This is a genomic window from Xenorhabdus sp. PB62.4 (genome assembly GCF_014467285.1).
Classification (GTDB): domain Bacteria; phylum Pseudomonadota; class Gammaproteobacteria; order Enterobacterales; family Enterobacteriaceae; genus Xenorhabdus.
Genome location: NZ_NKHR01000005.1, coordinates 160,368 through 180,963, shown reverse-complemented (window position 1 = coordinate 180,963; position 20,596 = coordinate 160,368). Strand labels below are relative to the sequence as shown.

General features: G+C 42.9%; 19 protein-coding genes and 1 pseudogene. 9 read left to right on the top strand and 11 right to left on the bottom strand.

The genetic code is table 11. From position 1 onward, the window contains the following. Positions 1–1,006: 1,006 nt before the first annotated feature. Complete coding sequence (locus Xenpb_RS06985) at positions 1,007–2,239, bottom strand: MFS transporter (RefSeq protein WP_187653654.1); 1,233 nt, start codon at positions 2,237–2,239, stop codon at positions 1,007–1,009. A gap of 143 nt (positions 2,240–2,382) precedes the next feature. Between Xenpb_RS06985 and tssD the strand changes: the two genes are divergently transcribed. From tssD to Xenpb_RS06965, 4 genes and pseudogenes are all read left to right on the top strand, one after another. Then, positions 2,383–3,189 (top strand): type VI secretion system tube protein TssD, encoded by an 807-nt coding sequence (tssD, locus tag Xenpb_RS06980; RefSeq protein ID WP_255523058.1) that lies wholly within the window; start codon positions 2,383–2,385, stop codon positions 3,187–3,189. A gap of 2 nt (positions 3,190–3,191) precedes the next feature. After that, positions 3,192–4,031: a DUF6402 family protein gene (locus tag Xenpb_RS06975; protein ID WP_187653653.1), complete on the top strand. Its 840-nt coding sequence runs from the start codon at positions 3,192–3,194 to the stop codon at positions 4,029–4,031. Then, positions 4,028–4,426: a DUF6201 family protein gene (locus Xenpb_RS19645; protein ID WP_222942890.1), complete on the top strand. Its 399-nt coding sequence runs from the start codon at positions 4,028–4,030 to the stop codon at positions 4,424–4,426. The genes Xenpb_RS06975 and Xenpb_RS19645 overlap by 4 nt, the downstream gene beginning before the upstream one ends. A 120-nt stretch (positions 4,427–4,546) precedes the next feature. After that, positions 4,547–5,428 (top strand): annotated as a pseudogene (locus Xenpb_RS06965) (phage major capsid protein); the annotation flags it as partial. 214 nt (positions 5,429–5,642) lie between these two features. Here the strand turns inward: Xenpb_RS06965 and Xenpb_RS06960 are convergent. The 10 genes from Xenpb_RS06960 to Xenpb_RS06915 form a co-directional block, all read right to left on the bottom strand. Next, positions 5,643–6,044, bottom strand: coding sequence for a hypothetical protein (locus Xenpb_RS06960; protein ID WP_187653652.1), 402 nt, complete (start codon positions 6,042–6,044; stop codon positions 5,643–5,645). A 472-nt stretch (positions 6,045–6,516) separates the two neighbouring features. Beyond that, positions 6,517–6,813, bottom strand: coding sequence for a DNA-binding transcriptional regulator Fis (gene fis / locus Xenpb_RS06955; RefSeq protein ID WP_010847912.1), 297 nt, complete (start codon positions 6,811–6,813; stop codon positions 6,517–6,519). Positions 6,814–6,820: 7 nt separating this feature from the next. Beyond that, the gene (gene dusB, locus Xenpb_RS06950; protein ID WP_187653709.1) at positions 6,821–7,804 is read right to left on the bottom strand and encodes a tRNA dihydrouridine synthase DusB; all 984 of its coding nucleotides are present in this window, start codon (positions 7,802–7,804) and stop codon (positions 6,821–6,823) included. A 284-nt stretch (positions 7,805–8,088) separates the two neighbouring features. Further along, positions 8,089–8,970, bottom strand: a complete 882-nt coding sequence (gene prmA, locus Xenpb_RS06945) for a 50S ribosomal protein L11 methyltransferase (RefSeq protein WP_187653651.1) — start codon at positions 8,968–8,970, stop codon at positions 8,089–8,091. A gap of 38 nt (positions 8,971–9,008) precedes the next feature. Further along, on the bottom strand, positions 9,009–10,454 hold the full coding sequence (gene panF / locus Xenpb_RS06940; RefSeq protein WP_187653650.1) for a sodium/pantothenate symporter: 1,446 nt from the start codon (positions 10,452–10,454) through the stop codon (positions 9,009–9,011). Then, complete coding sequence (locus Xenpb_RS06935; protein ID WP_047962871.1) at positions 10,444–10,686, bottom strand: YhdT family protein; 243 nt, start codon at positions 10,684–10,686, stop codon at positions 10,444–10,446. Before Xenpb_RS06935 ends, panF begins: the two co-directional genes overlap by 11 nt. An 840-nt stretch (positions 10,687–11,526) precedes the next feature. Then, positions 11,527–12,876, bottom strand: coding sequence for an acetyl-CoA carboxylase biotin carboxylase subunit (gene accC, locus Xenpb_RS06930; protein WP_187653649.1), 1,350 nt, complete (start codon positions 12,874–12,876; stop codon positions 11,527–11,529). A gap of 12 nt (positions 12,877–12,888) precedes the next feature. Beyond that, positions 12,889–13,344 carry an acetyl-CoA carboxylase biotin carboxyl carrier protein gene (gene accB / locus Xenpb_RS06925; protein WP_187653648.1) on the bottom strand — a complete coding sequence of 152 codons (456 nt, stop codon included), beginning with the start codon at positions 13,342–13,344 and terminating at the stop codon, positions 12,889–12,891. Between the two features lie 26 nt (positions 13,345–13,370). Continuing rightward, positions 13,371–13,823, bottom strand: coding sequence for a type II 3-dehydroquinate dehydratase (gene aroQ, locus Xenpb_RS06920; protein WP_187653647.1), 453 nt, complete (start codon positions 13,821–13,823; stop codon positions 13,371–13,373). A gap of 172 nt (positions 13,824–13,995) precedes the next feature. Next, positions 13,996–14,970, bottom strand: coding sequence for an oxidoreductase (locus tag Xenpb_RS06915; protein WP_187653646.1), 975 nt, complete (start codon positions 14,968–14,970; stop codon positions 13,996–13,998). A gap of 748 nt (positions 14,971–15,718) precedes the next feature. On the opposite strand from Xenpb_RS06915, the gene mreB reads away from it, so the two are divergent. From mreB to rng, 5 genes are all read left to right on the top strand, one after another. Beyond that, positions 15,719–16,762 carry a rod shape-determining protein MreB gene (gene mreB / locus Xenpb_RS06910; protein WP_010847922.1) on the top strand — a complete coding sequence of 348 codons (1,044 nt, stop codon included), beginning with the start codon at positions 15,719–15,721 and terminating at the stop codon, positions 16,760–16,762. 108 nt (positions 16,763–16,870) lie between these two features. Next, entirely contained in the window at positions 16,871–17,926 is a 1,056-nt protein-coding gene (gene mreC / locus Xenpb_RS06905; RefSeq protein ID WP_187653645.1) for a rod shape-determining protein MreC, read from the top strand. Next, entirely contained in the window at positions 17,926–18,414 is a 489-nt protein-coding gene (mreD, locus tag Xenpb_RS06900) for a rod shape-determining protein MreD (protein ID WP_187653644.1), read from the top strand. Before mreC ends, mreD begins: the two co-directional genes overlap by 1 nt. Before the next feature lie 110 nt (positions 18,415–18,524). Then, positions 18,525–19,112 carry a nucleoside triphosphate pyrophosphatase gene (locus Xenpb_RS06895; RefSeq protein ID WP_187653643.1) on the top strand — a complete coding sequence of 196 codons (588 nt, stop codon included), beginning with the start codon at positions 18,525–18,527 and terminating at the stop codon, positions 19,110–19,112. After that, positions 19,109–20,578: a ribonuclease G gene (rng, locus tag Xenpb_RS06890; RefSeq protein ID WP_187653642.1), complete on the top strand. Its 1,470-nt coding sequence runs from the start codon at positions 19,109–19,111 to the stop codon at positions 20,576–20,578. The genes Xenpb_RS06895 and rng overlap by 4 nt, the downstream gene beginning before the upstream one ends. The last annotated feature ends 18 nt before the right edge of the window (positions 20,579–20,596 follow it).

The window sequence follows — 20,596 nt, the reverse complement described above, 5'->3', positions numbered from 1 at the left end:
ATAAAAATATAACTTATTGATTTTAAATCATTTTATAGTCAATAAATAAGGTAAATATGCAGTTAATAATAAATTCATTACTAATATTATATTAATAAGCATATATAGTTCTTATTGGTGACTTTCTTGAGGCTATAAACTGGACAAAATATACCAAACTGTAAACATAATCCTACATAATATAACCTAAGTCAAATTTCATTACATACTACAAAACATTTGTCTTAAGCAATTATAATATATGAATTTTTTTTGTTATTCATACATTTTATTGCGCCAAGATAGTATCATTGGTTAAAAATTCTCAATTGATGTTAATCAATTTTTGCAAGATTGATCAGCATTAATGTTTCAAAATAATTACACATCCAAAATTTAATTCCACTTAATAACAATATTACGGATTATAAATCCAAACTAGACAGTTTGGTATAAAATGTTTTGTTTTTTAATAAAATTTTATTGATTTGGTTTACATAAACAGATTTGAACATTTTGGTGTATAACCATTGTCAAATTAGTATATTTTCATTAAAAAATATCACTTAATATTACTTTTTCCACTAAATAAACTTAAAAATTATTAAAAGTTGGATCTCACTCGCACTTGTGATTACTTAGAGAAAAAAGATTTTTCTGGCTTAATGTTGAAACTTTTTTAATAAAAACAACTGGATGATAATTTGTGTCCAACGGCGTTTTTTTACCAATTTGTATTATTTTTTTCTTTGGTAATCGAGCCATGAGGAACCACGATATTGAGGTTTTTTAGCGGGAAACAACAGATGGAAAACGTGTTTATGATTGATGCTAAATTAAGCGGAAATCTCACCTGATAAGGTGCTATTTTGGGTGGAAAGGGGAAAGGAAAAGATGTTTGTTCTTGAGAAGATCATGGTGAATGTAGTCAAGTAATGAGAGGGGGGGCGTTGTTGTGGAATTGCATTTGGTGCTTTGAATAAAAAGAAGTATGTCATTACCCCCTACAAAAACGGGATCTTTTTACTCACTCAGTAGTGATCACTGGCGGTAGCCAACTTTTATATCCAAAAACACGACGGCCCAGAATAATCAGAACTATCCCTATAATAAAAGCGAACGAGAGAATAATCCCTATAATTTCCAGTGGACTAAAATAACTGGCTAAAAATGTGACTGCAACACCACTTGCAGGGACAGAAGACATATTCATTAGTCCAATTAAGCCGGTTGTTTTTCCAAGGTGTTCTTGAGGAATTATTTGACTTCTGACGGATCGTAAATAGACGCTAAATACACCATCAAAAGCCATCAATATTACGTAGCCAAAAAGATACATGACATAATAGACGGAAACTGTCATCAATATTCCAGCCAAGATCATTGCACAAAAAGAAATAGTTCCTAATGCTGATAATCCAAAGCGCTTGACAAATCGGGGAACAAAAAAGAAAGCTACAATTGTTGCTATAGCTGCCGAAGATTGCAAAATACCAAAATAGCGTTCAGCCATATGAAATTCTTCGAGAATTACCGCTGCACTCACTACCAGCGCTGCACCATATACTAGATTAACAACCCATGTTAATCCACACAGATGCAGAAGAACCTTATTCTTCCAAAGTACTTTTGCTCCTAGCTTATTAGAGTCAATCAAGGACGTGAAACTTAGCTTATCTTTAACATTGACATTACGTGATTTAAGAAAAAGATAATTGATTGCTGAAATAGCAAAAAGGCCTCCTGCAACAATCAATATGGCATGAATACCACCATACAGAGATATTATGGCTGCTAGCGTTGGCCCCAGGATCTGAGTAATTTGATCAACTCCTTGAACCATGGAAAGTGCTTTAGGTAATTCTTCAGCAGGAAGATTTCGTGGCAAGAGAGATTCTGTCGATACAAAATTGAGAACATAAGCAATAGAGAGTAGTGCCATCATTATCGCTAACACAGGGAATGTCATTTGGGGATAAAAAAATAGCACCAAAAATGCAATCAGCATTAGTAAAGTGCGTCCAATTTCAACATTAAAAAATATTGATTTGGGATTGACCCGATCGGCAATAAATCCAGATAAGGGGAAAAAAATCAGACGTGGTAACCATTCAATGACAAAGGCTAAAGAAGCGAACATTAATGAGCCCGTAGCCTGTGGTATCGCTAGTGGTACTGCAAAAAGTAAAAATTGGTCACATAATGTTCCAAGAAAGCGAGAGCAGATAAAATGTTTTAGGCGAAACTCATTATTATTCATTATATCCACCTGATAATATAGAGCCGTATTTACGGCTCATGACTCATTGTTTAAACGTAAATAATGATTCTGAATATTGTTTGGTAATATTAATATGCTCTCTAAAATTTTTCTCTGGCTTACGATTTTTCCAGAAAAATTCAATGGAGCCTTCTCTTGTTTTCCAGGATATCAGAGGATGTGAAATATCCAATGGTTTAGCAGTTACCTGCATATTGGTAATATATTCAGGAAGTGATGAAGGTAATATTACTTTCTCAATAGTTCCTTCTTTTGCTTTAATAAAGGCGACAGCACTTAATCCTTATCAGACAGGAAGGGAAGACGAAATACAGGTACTGAGTGTCAGCCATTCAGTGAGTCGCGACCAGAACGCGCATCATCATCCAGTCAGTTTTACAAAGCCTATTGATAAATCCTTACCACTGTTAGCAATGGCAATCGACGGAAACGAATTGCTGGAAGCGCGCTTTATGCACTACCGGACAAGCCCGATGGGACAACTGGAACTCTTTTACGAAATTAAACTGACAGGCGCGACAATCGTTGAACTTGCCTATAATTATCCCCATTCCATTAATGATAACGGCGCAATCCCCCATGAAGTGGTGATGCTCGATTACAAATCTATCGCGTGTAACCACATTGCAGCGGGGACTTCGGGCTACAGCATTACACAATTAGCCGGGCGTGAAGAAGGCAAGCTGTTGTTGTCTGGGTTCTCGAATGTGAAGCCATTGATTGAAGAAGCTGTTGCGGCTCTATTTAGCCATAAGTTCATACTGAAACATCAAGGGGATGCCTGCCAAGATATTGCGTATGGTGTGGAAACGGACAAGGGACTGATTGAGGGCATATGTCAAACATCGGGAATGACAAAACAGTTTGATGCCAAAAAAGAAGAAAATATTGAAGTTAAATATTTATTTCAGACAAAAATAGGGATTTGATAATGTCGATTTTTAAAACTAAAACTGTTAAAGGTGGGAAAATAACAGAAATTGAAACCAATGTTTTTTATTTAAACCAAATCCCGGATGCAATGGAAAAAATGGGCTGGGAGATGACACCAAAATTAATGCGGCATTGGTTTAATACAAAACCTGCCTATACATTTACTGAAGAAATAAAAAGCAAGTATGTTGCAGGTAATGAAATAGATATTCCAGGTGAAAGATTAAATGATTCTATCATAAAAATAGAATGGGCATTGAAATATAAACAACCTCAAGATGTGATGTCTGTATTAATTAATGGTTGGGCAAGTGATGCGGGTATTAGGCAATTAAAAAAGAAATTAAAAGAAAGTGGTAAGAAAACATTAGGATATGAAAAAGATATACGAGAAATAGATACATTTTCAGCAGTCAATGTTAGGCAATTTGGTTCTAAATTTGATACGATTGACGACTGGTATGGAGCTATGGGTAATTCCAATATGAAGGTAGCTGTTAAAGGGTATGTGGATAAATTAGACAGTAAAGACATTTTTGTCACCGAACAGATTGGAATGTATTTAAAAGATACCTATGATTTTGTTGGCTCTAACGAACCTTTAGGAATCTGGAGTAAAAACGGTATATTAGACAAAGTGAGTTCTGTCGATTATGCGGCTCTTTATGCGACTGGAAGCTGGATGGTCTTATGGCTTAAATACAATGGATATATTCCTGTCATTAATGATAGTTTTAGAAAATGGCAGAAAAAGCATAATGAAGGTGGTGATTTTATGGTTTTTTCTGATATTTTATGGATGGAACCGTTACCACAAAATAGAGTTATTCACCTATGAAAAATAAAAATAAGTGTTTCTTTAAAAAACCATCATTGGTTTTAGTGTTTATTATTATTTTTATAGTATGGATGCTATTTCCGTCAACTCTTTTCTTCGGAAAATGGAATAAGGAATTTGAAGTAAAAGATAAAAAGGCTCAATATACCGCAGTGGTATATAAAAAATTACCCATTTCGCCATATGCAATGTGGAAATATGTCATTATAGGAGACAAATATTTTATTGTTTTATATGATAATAAAAACAGAGATATCTGGAAGAGTTCTCCATATACATCAATATCATATGGGGCATTTTCTGCTTCATTTGGCTTTCCATCCACTGATGATGATGTTTTTATATATCCAACAAATGATGGATATGAAGTCATCTATATAAATAAATTAAAATAATTTTTTGTAAATATTTTGTCTTCATGTTTTCTCTTGTTTAGCCTCTGAATTCCAGAGGATTCTTTATTATTTTTCATCGTGTTAAATAGTATTTAAATAAACAAATAGCGCAAAAACACCATGAAAAAACTACTCGAATTACACCAGCAAAAAGCCGATTTAACTCATCAAATGCGTTTGTTGCTTACTAAAGCCGAAGACGAAAGGCGCTCACTCAATCCCGACGAAGCCAAACAGCTCGACGAACTGCGCAGCCAATCAGATACCCTAAATACAGAAATAGCCCGTTACGAAGCGTTGTCTGATGAAGAACGCAATCAGGCAAAAAATCAGCCGACCAATAACAAATTCAGCAATGACGAACTACGCAATTATATTCTGACGGGCGAAACCCGCGCCCTGTCTACGGGCGTACTTTCCGAGGGTGGCTATACCGTTATCCCGGAACTGAACAAACAAATCATGCAGCAACTGGCTGATGAGTCGGTCATGCGCCGAATCTGTACCATCAAAACCACTCGCAGCAACGAGTACAAACAGCTTGTTTCGGTCGGTGGTGCAGCGGTTGCTCACGGGGAAGAAGGCAAGGCTCGTGGTGAGACGGCGACATCGAAGATGGAAGAAGTCAGCATCAAGCTGTTTCCTATCTATGCCTATCCCAAAACCACGCAGGAAATTATCGATTTTAGTGATGTCGATATTTTAGGCTGGCTGACTGCTGAGATCGCAGATACTTTCGTTGATACCGAAGAAACAGATCTGGTTAGCGGTGACGGTAGCAAGAAAGCGAAAGGCTTTCTGTCTTATCCCCGAGATACCCAAGCTGACAAGGTACGCGCATTCAGCACACTGCAAAAGCTGGGAGCAACCAGCCTTGAAGCCGATAGCCTGATTGACCTGAAATTCTTACTCAAAAACAAATACCGTAAGAATGCTGTTTGGGTGATGAATTCCACAACTGCCGCCAACGTGCAGAAGCTGAAAAATGGCAACGGAGATTATAGCCAAATTATATTAATATGATTTGGCTATAGAAATAAACCAGAATGACAATTGTTCACCAGTCGTTATTTATTTTGTGAAAAGAATAATTTTTGATATGAAGCCTTGATATGAAAGAAGGATTAATTTCAACCGCTTTTAAATGTCAGGGCTACTTTAAATAACTATTGTTAAGAAAAAAATTCTATCTGGTGCGTATAATAGAAATAGAAGCTTATTGTTTCTTTATGTAGTTTATTATCTTTTGTAGAAGCGATTTTTTAACTTTAAGTTTGTTTGACTCTGCCCATGACGGATTTTCCAGATCGCTTGGAAGTAAATACAAACGGTCATCATCGTCAACAACTTTTGCATTAAGTTCTTCGGCTATTTGCAGCATCTTACAATATAAGGCTGTATCAGGGTGCTTTGTGTATATATTTCCATCATACCAATCCAACCAAGGTTCTTCATGGATACTTTTTCCTGTCCATCTAGCATGAAACTGACCATTTATTTCATCTATGAATAATTCGTCATCTTCAGCGATCAATTCGAGCCATTCAGCGCTGCTAATTTGGCAATCTTCATTCGATGCCCAACATTCAGCCCTTGTTATATGTAGTTCCCAACCCATAAGTATTCCTCAGCACTAGAAGGTTATAAAAATAATTCAGTAAATTCAAATATATAGTGGGATAAACGATTAGTATAGCTGATTTAGAAATTTGGCTAGCCGTTATTTTGATTCATATGGTCTATTGATTGAACGTAAGGTTCGGGATAAATCATAAAAAATAATCAGTTCCATTTAAAAATCATCGGGAAGATAGCCGTAACGGGGTATCTTCTCACTGGTAGAAACATCTGTAACTTTCATCTCAATGCTTCCAGACGAAATACATCGTAACTTTTCACAAGGTTGGAACGTTTGGTGTACTGACCTCTATGACACATCTAATTCTTATTTTTCTTTGGTACTCATGTTGTTCTGTGAGTTTTTGTGCTGAGGATTTTTCGGTGGGGTAATCGGTGGGGTAATTCTAAGTAAAAAGGCACTTTCTACATAGTAAAAAGTGCCGATTTAACAACATGTTACTAGACTAGGATTAGTTCATGCCGTATTTTTTCAGTTTCTTACGCAGAGTACCACGGTTGATTCCCATCATCAGTGCTGCGCGGGTTTGGTTGCCACGGGTGTATTGCATCACCATGTCCAACAGTGGCTGTTCTACTTCAGCCAGTACCAGCTCATACAGGTCATTAACGTCTTGACCGTTCAGTTGAGCAAAATAGTTCTTCAGTGCTTGTTTAACTGAATCACGCAGAGGTTTTTGAGTTACCTGATCTTGTGAATTTACAGTAGCAACGGTTAGTACATCAGAATTTACGCGTTGTTCGAACATAGTTCTGTCAGCTCTTTTCTTTATTTACGCAAAAATTTTCGAAGTATGCCTCCAACGCCTCCAGCTGTTCGCTGGCATCCTCAATGGCGTTGAATGTGCGCCGAAACTGGTCATCAGGAGCATGTTCCTTGAGGTACCAAGATACATGCTTACGTGCAATACGAACTCCTTTGCCTTGACCGTAAAAATCGTGCAGTTCTCGTACATGCTCGTTCATTAAACGCTGCACGTCGCCAAGTGGCATCGGTGACAGCAGTTCTCCTGTTTCCAGATAATGCTGGATTTCCCGAAAGATCCAGGGTCTTCCCTGAGCAGCGCGGCCTATCATTAGGGCATCAGCCCCAGTGTATTCAAGCACTGCTCTGGCTTTTAGCGGGTCAGTAATGTCGCCATTCGCAATAATTGGTATGGCAACAGTCTGCTTAACTGTCCGTATATTGTCGTACTCAGCCTCGCCATTAAACAGGCAAGCTCGTGTCCTGCCATGTATCGTAAGAGCCTGAATACCACAACGCTCGGCCAATTGGGCAATTTCTACACAGTTGCGTTCTTCCAGTGACCATCCTGTACGAATCTTCAAAGTAACAGGCACATCAACCGCATTGACTACCGCAGAAAGGATTTTTTCAACCAGTTCTGGATAGCGCAGTAATGCAGAGCCTGCCAGCTTGCGATTCACTTTTTTGGCTGGGCACCCCATATTGATATCGATGATTTGAGCGCCATTGTCGACGTTGATTTTCGCCGCCGCCGCCATCTCATCGGGATCACTACCGGCAATTTGTACAGAACGCACTCCGGGTTCGTCGCTATGAACCATACGCAGCCGAGATTTATCCGTCTTCCAAACCTGAGGATTAGAAGAAAGCATTTCTGAGACTGTCATTCCTGCTCCCATGTGATAGCAAAGAGATCGAAACGGGCGATCTGTTATGCCTGCCATAGGGGCCGCAATAAGACAGTTTTTCAACTGGTATTGTCCGATACGCATAGGCGAAGAAAGAGTGGTCAACTGTGACTAAGGGCGCGTATATTACGCATTTTTCACAAGATATGAAAGGCCAAACTTTGAGCGAATCGACATTTATAACGGATTTTTTCCAGTTGATTTTTTCAAAAATGGTTAATTATCTTTAAATAACATATGGTTACGTTTTATTGACGAAATTTATTATTACTTATATTTCTAATCATAAAGAGAGCGGATTACCACCAATTGACCTCCTGGGTGATCATTTTAGTGGATAATCTCGCTTTTCCATAGGCATTAAGTGATTATTTTTTAATCCCTGTGATGCGGCACCATTCTTCTTGTTCAGCTATCGGATCGATAATGAATTCATTGTCATAGGCTTGGGCAACGCCTTCTGCCTGAGTTGCCAGAACGCCAGACAAGCCCAATAATCCACCAGATTTAGGCAGTGAGCCGATAACAGGGGCGAGTTCACGTAATGGGCCAGCCAGAATATTGGCAATGACGATATCGCATTCGAGGTCTTTAGGTTGATCTTTAGATAAATAGAGGGTTAATTGGTCAGATACGCCGTTACGTTCAGCGTTATCCCGGCTGGCTTGGATAGCTTGTGGGTCGATATCAATACCGATGGCGTGTTTTGCACCTAATTTCAGGGCCGCGATAGCCAGGATGCCAGAACCACAACCGAAGTCGATAATGGTTTTTCCCACCAGATCCAAACCGTCAAGCCATTGCAGGCATAGTGAAGTGGTTGGGTGAGTCCCTGTCCCGAACGCCAAACCCGGATCAAGCATGACATTGACGGCATCAGGTTCCGGCACTTCGCGCCAGCTAGGGCAAATCCACAGACGCTTGCCAAAACGCATTGGATGGAAGTTGTCCATCCATTCGCGTTCCCAGTCTTTATCTTCTAACTGCTCAATTTTATGGATAAAGTTCTTGCCCAGTTGTGGAAGCTGTTCCAGTTGGCTTACAACCGCCTTCATATCCATTTCAGCATCGTATAGGCCGATAACGTCGGTATCGCCCCATAAACGGGTTTCACCCGGCAGAGGCTCAAAAATCGGGGTATCGTGGCTATCCTGAAAAGTGACTGATACTGCGCCACTTTCCATTAGCTCATCACCCAGTGCTTCAGCTTGTTGTCCCGTGGTGTTAAGTCTTAATTGTATCCAAGGCATAAAAATTCTCTTTTTGTGGAGATGAAATCACGCTGCGATTATTGAGAAGCAGTGGTTTGTTGTGTGTGTTTATGTCCCATCATATTGCCTATTCCGAATGCCAGTAAACTCAGCAACAGTGATGGCACGATGGGATGGAAACCGAGAAGCTGGATATTAAACGTTGCCAGCAGAGCATAGCTTGTGGCACCGATCAGCATCGAACTGATTGCTCCGTGGGCATTGGCTTTTTCCCAGTATAACCCCAGCACCAGTGGCCAAAGGAAAACGGCTTGCAATCCACCAAATGCCAACAGGTTCAGCCAGATGATCATCTCAGGTGGACGCCATGCCGCCAACAGCAGTAATGCACCTAAAAATAGGGTGGAGTAGCTGGAGATACGCGAGAGTCTTTTCTCTTGGCTGATCTGATGCGGAAACAGGTTTAAATAGAGATCCTTGACGATGGTGGCCGAAGATTGCAGCAGTTGGGCATTAATCGTGGACATAATCGCGGCCATAGGCGCAGCCAAAAAAATCCCGGCGGCGACAGGCGGCAGTACGGTGATCATCAGGGTTGGGATAACTTGATCGGGGATGGTCAGATCAGGAATGATCGCCCGCCCCAAAGCGCCGGCCAGGTGCATGCCGAACATCAGGATTGCCATGACGATGGTGCCGAGAATAATACCGCGATGAACTGCCTTGCTGTCTTTGTAGGAAATGCAACGCACAGCGGTGTGTGGCAGCCCGATGACACCAAAGCAGACCAATACCCAGAAGGACGCCATAAATGGCCCTGTAAGGATATTATCCGCCCCATGAGGAGAGACCAGATTCGGGTCAATAGCACGCAAAGTGGTGACCGCGGCTGATAACCCGCCGGCTTTGTAGATGATGCCTGTCAGTAGTAACACAGTTCCCAACAGCATCACCAGCCCTTGCAAGGCATCATTGAGGACACTGGCCCGAAAGCCGCCAAACGCGGTATACAGGGCTATCGAAACACCAAAAATCAGCAATCCGGTATCGTAAGGGATGCCCGCAGCGGTTTCCAGTAAACGCGCCCCGCCGATGAATTGCACTGTCATTGCACCGACAAAAGCAACCAGCAGGCTTATGCTGGCAAACCAGACCAGAAAACGACTCTGATAGCGTGCATACAGCATATCGTTGAGTGTGACCGCATTGTAACGACGGGCTAGGATGGCAAATTTTTTCCCCAATACGCTCAGTGAGAGCCATATCGCTGGCAGTTGGATCAGGGATAACAACACCCAACCGATCCCGTACTTATAAGCGGCGCCGGGGCCACCGATAAATGAGCTGGCACTGATATAGGTGGCTGTAATGGTCATTGCCAGTACAAACCCTCCCATAGAACGATTACCGAGGAAATACTCATTCAGGAATTCGCCTGTTTGCCGACGGCGATAGGCATAAACTGACAATATGAAAACCAATGCCAGATATCCCACGAGAGGCAGAATCACTTCACTTTGCATCAACATCCTCCAGCGGAATTTCCTTGAATATAAATTTCACCATCAGCCAGCAGAGGATGATAAATAAGGCGGGTAGCAGCAGGCAAGCCAGTTCAAACCAGCGGGGTAATCCCGTTAAACCAATGGCATCACTGGGTAAATAGGCACATAGCAGCCAACCAACAAGATAAGCTAACGTCAGGAATACTGCCCAACGTGCTTCTTTGTGGGATTGAACAAATCGTCTGTCCATCCGTTCTCCGGGTAACTTACATGAAACAATATGGGGGGAATTGTACGGTAATGCGTGGATTTATTCAGAGGAAAATGTGCCGTAGGAATGTTGAATAACAGCAAAAGATTATTCAAAGGGGAAACAAAATAATAGTTGATTGTTGTCTGTATGTATTTTGTCTTTTTGTTAATCATGTTGTGAAGTCTTAATTTTTTACTAAGAGCAGGATTGAAATGTAAAGGCAAGAAAGCCTCATTACTTAATTTAAGATGTTTTTTAATGTACCCTTTATCCATTTTTTTGCATGGAATTGAAATGAAAGTAGATGACATTTAGAAACCAAATGTTAACTCTTAATTCTTGCAATAATAAAAATAAGAAAAATGTCCAACTTGGGATTTGTTTTTTAATTGATTGATTTTACTGAATTTATTTTTTTGTTTTTGTGGTTTTTTTATAATCTTGTTTTTTTATAACTCTATGATTTGATTTTTTAGCAGGTTTTATTTAAATAAATTAATGTAGATAAAAGTGTTATTTATATTATCAATGATTTTCATCATCTAATCATATGTTTCTTATATAGGTAATCGAATTAATCTCTTATTTTACATATTAAATAATTTGTTCTCATAGACGGTAAGCAGTGATCTTGTTCATCTGCCTTAATTAAACATCTATCAGAAATAAAAATCAGGCATGAATGTTATCAGCTTGTGACATTAGTTGAGGCCATGGTATTAAAACTTGACAATCAAGACGGTAACTTACTATTTGTAAGGAATAAAAAATCCCACCTTAAAAAGGTGGGATTTCATTCACTCAAATTCATCTGCTCTGAATGAGGGTTAAAAAAACTTACTTTTCGTGCAAACCCAGTTTCTTCTCCAGATAGTGGATATTGGTGCCGCCTTTCTGGAAGTTCTCGTCATTCATGATCGCCAGTTGCAGATCGATATTGGTTTTGATGCCATCAATGATCAACTCGGCCAGCGCATTCTTCATACGCGCAATGGCGACCTCACGGGTTTCACCGTAAGTGATCAATTTTCCGATCATGGAATCATAGTAAGGCGGTACGGTATATCCCGCATAGATATGGGATTCCCAACGCACACCAAAACCACCCGGTGAATGAAAATGGATGATCTTGCCCGGGCTTGGCAGGAAGGTTTTCGGATCTTCCGCATTGATACGGCATTCGATCGCATGACCTTTGATTTCGATATCTTCCTGTTTGATGGACAGCGGCATACCTGCGGCGATACGTAACTGTTCTTTGATCAGGTCAACGCCGGTGATCATCTCCGTCACAGGGTGCTCAACCTGAATACGGGTATTCATCTCAATAAAGTAGAATTCACCGTTTTCGTACAGGAATTCGAATGTACCCGCTCCGCGATAGCCGATTTCAATACAAGCATTGGCACAACGTTCACCGATGCTGCGGCGCAGTTCCGGAGAAATACCCGGTGCTGGTGCTTCTTCCACCACTTTCTGGTGGCGGCGCTGCATGGAGCAGTCACGTTCAGCCAGATAGAGTGCATTACCCTGACCATCAGCCAAGACCTGAATTTCAACGTGACGTGGATTTTCAAGGAATTTCTCCATGTACACCATGTCGTTGTTGAACGCCGCTTTCGCTTCTGCGCGGGTCATAGCGATGGATTGTTCCAGATCTTTGTCGTGGCGTACAACGCGCATACCACGACCACCGCCGCCGCCCGATGCCTTGATGATCACCGGATAGCCGATGCGGTTTGCAATCGTTTTGTTTTTCTCAGCATCGTCACCCAATGGGCCATCAGAGCCGGGAACGCAAGGTACACCGGCTTTTTTCATCGCGCTGATAGCGGAAACTTTATCCCCCATCAAACGGATGGTATCCGCTTTCGGGCCAATGAAAATAAAGCCGGAACGTTCAACTTGCTCAGCAAAGTCAGCGTTTTCAGACAGGAAACCATAACCGGGATGGATCGCCTGTGCACAAGTGATTTCCGCCGCAGAAATAATGGCGGGAATATTTAGGTAGCTTTTTACTGATGCCGCAGGGCCGATGCAGACGGTTTCATCTGCCAGCAGGACGTGCTTCAGGTCACGGTCTGCCGCAGAGTGTACAGCAACGGTTTTGATCCCAAGTTCCTTACAGGCTCTCAGGATACGCAGTGCTATTTCACCGCGGTTAGCAATGACAATTTTTTCAAGCATGGGGACGCCTCGTTATTCGATGACGACCAGTGGCTCGTCGAATTCAACAGGTTGACCGTCTTGAACCAGAATCGCTTTCACTACGCCGGTTTTATCCGCTTCGATCTGATTCATCATTTTCATGGCTTCGACGATACACAGGGTTTCGCCCTGAGTGACATGCTGGCCGACTTCAATGAAAGGTTTCGCATCTGGGCTTGGTGAACGGTAGAACGTACCGACCATTGGGGAGCGGACTATGTGACCGCTGATTTCTGCCGATTTGTCAGCAGCGGCTGGCGCCGCCGGAGCAGCAGTTTGTACCGGCTGATGAACAGGTGCAGAAATATATTGTTGAGTCACCGGCATCGCGGGTGCTACCGTTGCGCGGCTGATGCGTACTGACTCTTCACCTTCAGAAATTTCCAGTTCAGAAATGCCAGATTCTTCAACCAGCTCGATCAATTTTTTTATCTTACGAATATCCATGAGTGTGATTCCGTACTCTTATATAATTAGTTGAATGTTGACAAGCGGTTGACCGCTGCCTGTAATGCGAAACTATAACCATCTGCACCTAACCCGCAGATTACGCCTACTGCAATATCGGAAAGATATGAGTGGTGGCGGAATGGCTCACGGGCATGCACATTGGAGAGATGAATCTCAATAAATGGGATATTCACTGCCAGAAGTGCATCGCGTAGTGCCACGCTGGTATGCGTGTATGCCGCAGGGTTAATCAAAATAAAATCAGCATTGCCCCGCGCTGAATGAATTCTCTCTATCAGTTCATATTCTGCATTGGATTGCAGATGGGATAATTCGACTCCCGATTGGTGAGCTTCTTTTGACAGTTTGTTAACGATATCATCGAGCGTTAACTTGCCGTAGGTCTCTGGCTCTCGTGTTCCCAACAAGTTCAGGTTGGGGCCATTCAAGAGTAAAATGCGAAACTTGTCTGCCATTGTGCGGGTATCTCCGGCAATCTGTCAACAATCGACCAAGATAACTCGATGTCAACGGTTTGTCATCTCTTTCTGATAACTAGATTTGTAAATTTGACGATAAAGCCCGACATTATAAACATATCGTGGCATTTAGCAGCTAAATACTGGTCTTATCAGCACATCTTCCCCTTCACCTCACCTTCACGACTGTTCTGCCAGTGATCTGATTGTTAATCAGTTTATTGGCATATTCGATAACCTGATCCAGCGTGATTTCATTGGCTGTCTGTTGATAGAAAGAATCAGGCAGCAGCGTTTGCAAGCGTTGCCAAATGGCAGGGCGTTCTGAAGCGGGCGCTGTCACGGATGCCACACCTTGCAAACGGACATTACGCAGGATAAAAGGCATGACGGTGGCGGGCAAATGGCCGTCACTCGCCATACCGCAGGCGGCTACTGTACCGTTATAGTTCACCTGTGCCAGCAAGGTCGCCAATATCTTGCCTCCGACGGTATCAATTACCCCTGCCCAACGCTGTTTTTCCAACGGACGTGACGGCTGGTTAAAGTCACTGGCAGGCAGAATCGCTTTTGCGCCAAGTGAAAGCAGGTAATCTTGATTATCGGCTTTGCTGCTAATCGCGACGACAGAATAACCCAGTTGTGACAGCAGAGTAATCGCCGTGCTGCCAACACCACCACTGGCACCTGTCACGGCGATATCTCCGCTTTCAGGTGTTACTCCGCCTTGTTCCAGTGTCATGACACACAACATGGCCGTAAAGCCCGCCGTGCCGATGATCATTGCTTGTCGGGCAGTTAATGCTTGCGGCAATGGAGTCAACCAGTCACCAGGCACGCTGGCTTGTTCTGCCAGCCCGCCCCAATGTGTTTCTCCCACACCCCAACCGGTCAGTAAAACGTGCTGACCAACATGAAAACGCGGATCTTCGGAATGATGAACAACACCAGCAAAATCGATTCCCGGTATCATCGGAAATTGTCGGATGATCTTACCTTTACCTGTAATGGCAAGGGCATCTTTATAATTGAGTGTTGACCAATGAACATCAACGGTCACAGCACATGAGGGTAATTGAGATTCATCAATATCCTGGATAGACGCTGTTAATGTCTCGTGTTGGTCAAGCAATAAGGCTTTCATGGTCATTCTCCCTTGCTGAGTATCTCGCTGATACCATTACCTGTTTGGCATCATCACAACTTTTTTGATCACAATTCTGCTTCACCATAATCTTGCTTCACCACAATATAGATAAAATCAAATAAGCTGAAACGGGCAGGCAACGATATTGTGATAGAGAGTGGCAAAACTGTAGTTACTTATTTTTATTCAGGATGGCACTGTAAAAGATAATAATATACAGGAAACAATAAGGAGAGTGCTTTTGATAACCGGCTCGGAATAATCCTTATTTTCGTTACTTGCCGTTGACAGTGACGATATTTTTTCAAATCCAATCCTCAGCCTCACAAATTTATCTATTACTTTTATACTTAGGAAACTATTCCTGACGACAACAGAAAGAAGAAAATTTTTAAGAAAAAGTGAATATTGGTTGAACTTACTGAAATGATTATAGAGCAATATAGAAGCTCGAAAAACGCGGTGGTAGCTCCGCAATATGCACTATAATGTTGGTTTTTTGGTGCATCAGGTGTTTTTGGAATGCTGTGATGAGGTTATTGGTGAAATTAACCCATTTTTATGCAGTTTTTTTCTGCTCCGTCAGAGAAAAGTAACGTAGAATATCGTGTTTCTGATGTGAATAACGTAGCCACTTTTATTGAAGTAGTAAAAGTAGTTAATTATGCGCCTTGTCGCTGCTTCATGTGGTTGGTAGAGTAGACGGACAATCTCCGTCCCCAGCTTGCAGGATTATCCTTTCGTTATGTTAAAGAAATTTCGTGGCATGTTTTCCAACGATTTGTCCATTGACTTGGGTACTGCCAATACCCTTATTTATGTCAAAGGTCAGGGAATAGTATTGGATCAACCCTCTGTTGTTGCCATTCGACAAGACAGAGCCGGCTCACCAAAAAGCGTTGCAGCCGTAGGGCTGGAAGCAAAGCAGATGCTGGGACGTACTCCGGGTAATATCGCAGCTATCCGTCCTATGAAGGATGGTGTTATTGCTGATTTTTATGTCACGGAAAAGATGTTACAGCATTTTATCAAGCAGGTTCACAATAACAGTTTCATGCGCCCAAGCCCGCGCGTGCTGGTGTGTGTGCCTGTCGGGGCGACTCAGGTTGAGCGTCGCGCCATTCGCGAATCTGCCCAAAGTGCAGGCGCCCGCGAAGTATTCCTGATTGAAGAGCCAATGGCGGCCGCAATCGGTGCAGGTTTGCCTGTTTCCGAAGCGACAGGCTCAATGGTAGTGGATATTGGTGGAGGAACCACCGAAGTCGCTGTTATCTCCCTGAACGGTGTGGTTTATTCTTCTTCTGTGCGTATCGGTGGAGACCGTTTTGATGAAGCCATTATCAATTATGTTCGCCGTAATTATGGTTCCCTGATCGGGGAAGCAACAGCAGAGCGTATCAAGCATGAAATTGGTTCTGCTTATCCGACAGATGAAGTACGCGAAATTGAAGTGCGTGGCCGTAACCTTGCAGAAGGTGTACCCCGCAGCTTTACCCTGAATTCCAATGAAATTCTTGAAGCCCTGCAAGAACCGCTGACCGGCATTGTTAGCGCTGTCATGGTGGCTCTGGAGCAGTGCCCACCAGAATTGGCTTCTGATATTTCTGAACGTGGTATGGTACTGACTGGTGGTGGTGCGTTACTGCGTAATCTTGATCGTTTGTTGATGGAAGAGACTGGCATTCCTGTTATTGTGGCTGAAGATCCACTCACCTGTGTTGCCCGTGGCGGCGGCAAGGCGCTGGAAATGATCGACATGCACGGTGGCGATCTGTTCAGCGAAGACTGAAAGTAACTCTGCGAGCTGGGAGGCGGGTATATTTTCTTGGAGCCTCCTTGCTGACTATTCCGGAGTTTTATCATTAATGAGACAACACAGCCCAACAATGCGCAATTTATGAAGCCGATTTTCAGCAGAGGGCCTTCTCTGCAACTACGACTCTTTTTTGCTGTTATTATTGCCATTATTCTGATTGTGGTAGACAGCCGCCTCGGTGTTTTCAATAAAGTCCGTAGCTATATGGATACGGCTGTGAGTCCGTTTTATTTTCTTGCCAATGGGCCACGCCAATTTTTGGACAGTATTTCTGAATCTCTGACCAGCCGCAACCAACTTGAATTAGAAAATCGAACTCTGCGTAATGAATTACGATTGCAGAGCAGTAACTTGTTACTGTTGGGGCAATTGAAACATGAAAACGCCCGTTTGCGTGAATTATTGGGATCGCCTTTGCGTAGTGATGAACATATGATGGTATCGCAGGTGATTTCAGGAGGTATGGATCCCTACCGCGATCAGGTTGTCATAGATAAAGGCGCTAAAGATGGCGTCTATGAAGGGCAGCCTGTTATCAGTGATCGGGGGGTTGTGGGGCAAGTTATTTCGGTTAGCCAATTGAGCAGCCGGATACTACTGATTTGTGATCCGACTCATGCACTGCCTGTACAGGTACTGCGTAATGATATTCGCGTTATTGCTGGCGGAGCAGGATGTACAGACGATCTCCAGCTAGAACCTCTGCCGAGTGATACTGATATTCGCGTAGGTGATGTATTGGTGACATCGGGTTTGGGCGGGCGTTTCCCGGAAGGTTATCCTGTGGCGGTGGTTTCCTCTGTTAAAATTGATAACCAGCGGGCTCATGCCGTGATTCAGGCTCGTCCATTGGCTGAATTGCGACGCTTGCGCTATCTGTTGCTGTTATGGGGTGCAGATAACAATCCATCTGAGCCATTGCCGCCTTCGGAAGTATACCGTGCCGCTAATGAACGGTTGATGCAGATGTTACCGCAGGTATTGCCAAATCCATCGGATGAGACACCGCAGTTGCTGACACCGAAATCAGGCGAAGCGAAAGATGAAAGCCAAACCTCATCTGCAATAAATCCGGTTGAAAAAACAAGGCCAGCCGAAAAGCCATCACTAAAACCATCATCAACAGGAAATCGTTAATGAGTCAGTACCATAGCCGAAGAAGTTGGGTTATTTGGTTATCTTTCCTGATTGCGATAGTGCTGCAAATTATGCCGTGGCCGGAGCAGTTCTTTGTATTCCGGCCGACTTTATTATTTTTGTGCTTAATTTACTGGTTACTGGCGCTTCCTCATCGCGTCAGCGTGGGAACCGGGTTTGTCTTGGGGGTTATCACTGATTTGCTGCACGGAAGTGTTCTGGGCGCACATGCCCTGGCATTCAGCATGATCAGTTTTCTGGTGGCTTTCAAATTTCAGCTTATCCGCAATATGTCACTCTGGCAGCAAGCTCTGGTCGTGTTGGGTCTTTCAAGCCTGATGAATCTCTGCGTTTTTCTAGCCCATGTTGTATTGCCGAAGACGGTATTCCATCCGGAAGTGTTCTGGAATGGGGTAGTCAATGGTATTCTCTGGCCTTGGCTGTTCTTATTAATGCGGAAAATCCGCCGTCAGTTTTCAGTTCGTTAAAATCGGGCAAAGCTATGTCATATTAAAGCATGTCATATGAAAACCATGACAAATGAAAACGATGACGAATGAAAATAGCCGGTTGAGATAAACTCTAAGGATGACCCACGATGAAAACCATTTACTTAGCTTCTGGCTCACCAAGACGGCGTGAGCTGGTGGAATTGTTAGATTTTAATTTTGAGATCCTGAGACCTCAGGTTGAAGAAAAATGGCGTGAAGGGGAGTCTCCAGAGCAATATGTCACTCGATTAGCCAGAGAAAAATCACAGGCAGGGGTCGCCATTGCGCCACATGATCACCCCGTTCTGGGAGCTGATACCATTGTTGTATTAAATAACCGCATTCTGGAAAAACCCCGCGATCAACAACACGCCGCTGAAATACTGAACGCTTTGTCAGGCCAGTGTCACCAGGTTATCACGGCTGTCTCTTTATCGAACAGTCAACACACCTTGAGTGAGAAAGTCATTACAGATGTGATATTCCGCCAGTTATCCCAACCGGAAATACAGGAATATATTGCAACTGGGGAGCCAATGGATAAAGCCGGGGCTTATGGCATTCAAGGTAAAGGCGGCTGTTTTGTCAGAAAAATTAATGGCAGTTACCATGCTGTTGTCGGCTTACCATTGGTGGAAACGAACGAATTAATCACACGATTTTTAGCGTTAGCTGATGGGAAGAATTATTCATGACAGCAGAGTTATTAGTTAATGTAACACCATCCGAAACGCGGGTTGCTTATATTGATGGCGGTATCTTGCAGGAAATCCATATTGAACGGGAAGCCAGAAGGGGCATTGTAGGAAATATTTATAAAGGGCGCGTGAGCCGGGTTTTGCCCGGAATGCAGGCAGCTTTTGTGGATATCGGGCTGGAGAAAGCCGCTTTTTTGCATGCTTCGGATATTATGCCCCATACTGAGTGTATTGCCGGTGAAGAGCGGAAGAATTTTCATGTCAGGGACATCGCTGAACTGGTGCGTCAGGGACAGGATCTGATTGTACAGGTGGTTAAAGATCCTCTGGGCACAAAAGGCGCTCGTTTAACGACAGATATCACTTTACCATCACGTTATCTGGTATTTATGCCGGGGGCATCGCATGTGGGTGTTTCACAACGGATAGAGAGCGAAGAAGAGCGTGAACGCCTGAAAAGCATTGTCATGGATTATTGTGATGAGCATGGCGGGTTTATTATCCGCACTGCTGCCGAAGGTGTGGGAACCGAAGAGCTGGTGCAAGATGCGGCATTTTTGAAGCGCTTGTGGAGTAAAGTGATTGAACGTAAGAAACGTAATATCACAAAAAATAAAGTCTACGGTGAATTGGCGCTGGCCCAGCGTATTTTGCGTGATTTTGTCGGGGCTTCCCTTGATCGTATTCGGGTTGATTCCCGCCAGACATTTACACAATTACAGGAATTTATTGATGAATATATTCCTGAAATGAATGCCAAATTAGAACATTATCAGGGCAATCAGCCGATATTTGATCTGTATGGTGTGGAAAATGAGATTCAGCGGGCGCTGGAACGTAAGGTGGAATTAAAGTCGGGTGGTTATCTGATTATTGATCAGACGGAAGCTATGACGACAATCGATATTAATACCGGTGCTTTTGTTGGACACCGTAATCTGGAAGAGACTATCTTTAATACCAATATCGAAGCAGCACAAGCGATCGCCCGGCAATTAAGGTTACGTAATTTAGGCGGCATTATTATTATTGATTTTATTGACATGGGTAATGAAGAACACCGTCGCCGCGTATTGCTTTCCTTAGAGCAGGCATTGAATAAAGATCGTGTGAAAACCACCATTAATGGTTTTTCCCAACTGGGATTGGTGGAAATGACGCGTAAGCGTACACGAGAAAGTATTGAGCATATTCTGTGTAATAACTGCCCGACCTGTCAGGGGCGTGGGACGGTGAAATCCGTTGAAACCGTATGTTATGAAATCTTGCGCGAAATTGTGCGTGTTAATCGTGCCATTGATGCAGATCGTTTTCTGGTTTATGCCTCTCCCGCCGTAAGTGATGCCCTGAAAGGGGATGAATCTCACGTGTTGGCGGAAGTGGAAATCTTTGTGGGAAAACAGGTCAAAGTACAGACAGAACAACTTTACAGTCAGGAGCAATTTGACGTTGTGATGATGTAAGGCATCCATTTGCAGCGA

Bases quoted from the DNA above. Each gene is read 5' to 3' on its own strand.
- Xenpb_RS06960 (WP_187653652.1), bottom strand. From the start codon at position 6,044: ATGGGTTGGGAACTACATATAACAAGGGCTGAATGTTGGGCATCGAAT.
- panF (WP_187653650.1), bottom strand. From the start codon at position 10,454: ATGCAAAGTGAAGTGATTCTGCCTCTCGTGGGATATCTGGCATTGGTT.
- Xenpb_RS06895 (WP_187653643.1), top strand. From the start codon at position 18,525: ATGAAAACCATTTACTTAGCTTCTGGCTCACCAAGACGGCGTGAGCTG.
- accB (WP_187653648.1), bottom strand. From the start codon at position 13,344: ATGGATATTCGTAAGATAAAAAAATTGATCGAGCTGGTTGAAGAATCT.
- Xenpb_RS06915 (WP_187653646.1), bottom strand. From the start codon at position 14,970: ATGAAAGCCTTATTGCTTGACCAACACGAGACATTAACAGCGTCTATC.
- Xenpb_RS06935 (WP_047962871.1), bottom strand. From the start codon at position 10,686: ATGGACAGACGATTTGTTCAATCCCACAAAGAAGCACGTTGGGCAGTA.
- rng (WP_187653642.1), top strand. From the start codon at position 19,109: ATGACAGCAGAGTTATTAGTTAATGTAACACCATCCGAAACGCGGGTT.
- dusB (WP_187653709.1), bottom strand. From the start codon at position 7,804: ATGCGTATCGGACAATACCAGTTGAAAAACTGTCTTATTGCGGCCCCT.
- accC (WP_187653649.1), bottom strand. From the start codon at position 12,876: ATGCTTGAAAAAATTGTCATTGCTAACCGCGGTGAAATAGCACTGCGT.
- aroQ (WP_187653647.1), bottom strand. From the start codon at position 13,823: ATGGCAGACAAGTTTCGCATTTTACTCTTGAATGGCCCCAACCTGAAC.
- Xenpb_RS06985 (WP_187653654.1), bottom strand. From the start codon at position 2,239: ATGAATAATAATGAGTTTCGCCTAAAACATTTTATCTGCTCTCGCTTT.
- Xenpb_RS06975 (WP_187653653.1), top strand. From the start codon at position 3,192: ATGTCGATTTTTAAAACTAAAACTGTTAAAGGTGGGAAAATAACAGAA.
- mreC (WP_187653645.1), top strand. From the start codon at position 16,871: ATGAAGCCGATTTTCAGCAGAGGGCCTTCTCTGCAACTACGACTCTTT.
- prmA (WP_187653651.1), bottom strand. From the start codon at position 8,970: ATGCCTTGGATACAATTAAGACTTAACACCACGGGACAACAAGCTGAA.
- mreB (WP_010847922.1), top strand. From the start codon at position 15,719: ATGTTAAAGAAATTTCGTGGCATGTTTTCCAACGATTTGTCCATTGAC.
- mreD (WP_187653644.1), top strand. From the start codon at position 17,926: ATGAGTCAGTACCATAGCCGAAGAAGTTGGGTTATTTGGTTATCTTTC.
- tssD (WP_255523058.1), top strand. From the start codon at position 2,383: ATGGAGCCTTCTCTTGTTTTCCAGGATATCAGAGGATGTGAAATATCC.
- Xenpb_RS19645 (WP_222942890.1), top strand. From the start codon at position 4,028: ATGAAAAATAAAAATAAGTGTTTCTTTAAAAAACCATCATTGGTTTTA.
- fis (WP_010847912.1), bottom strand. From the start codon at position 6,813: ATGTTCGAACAACGCGTAAATTCTGATGTACTAACCGTTGCTACTGTA.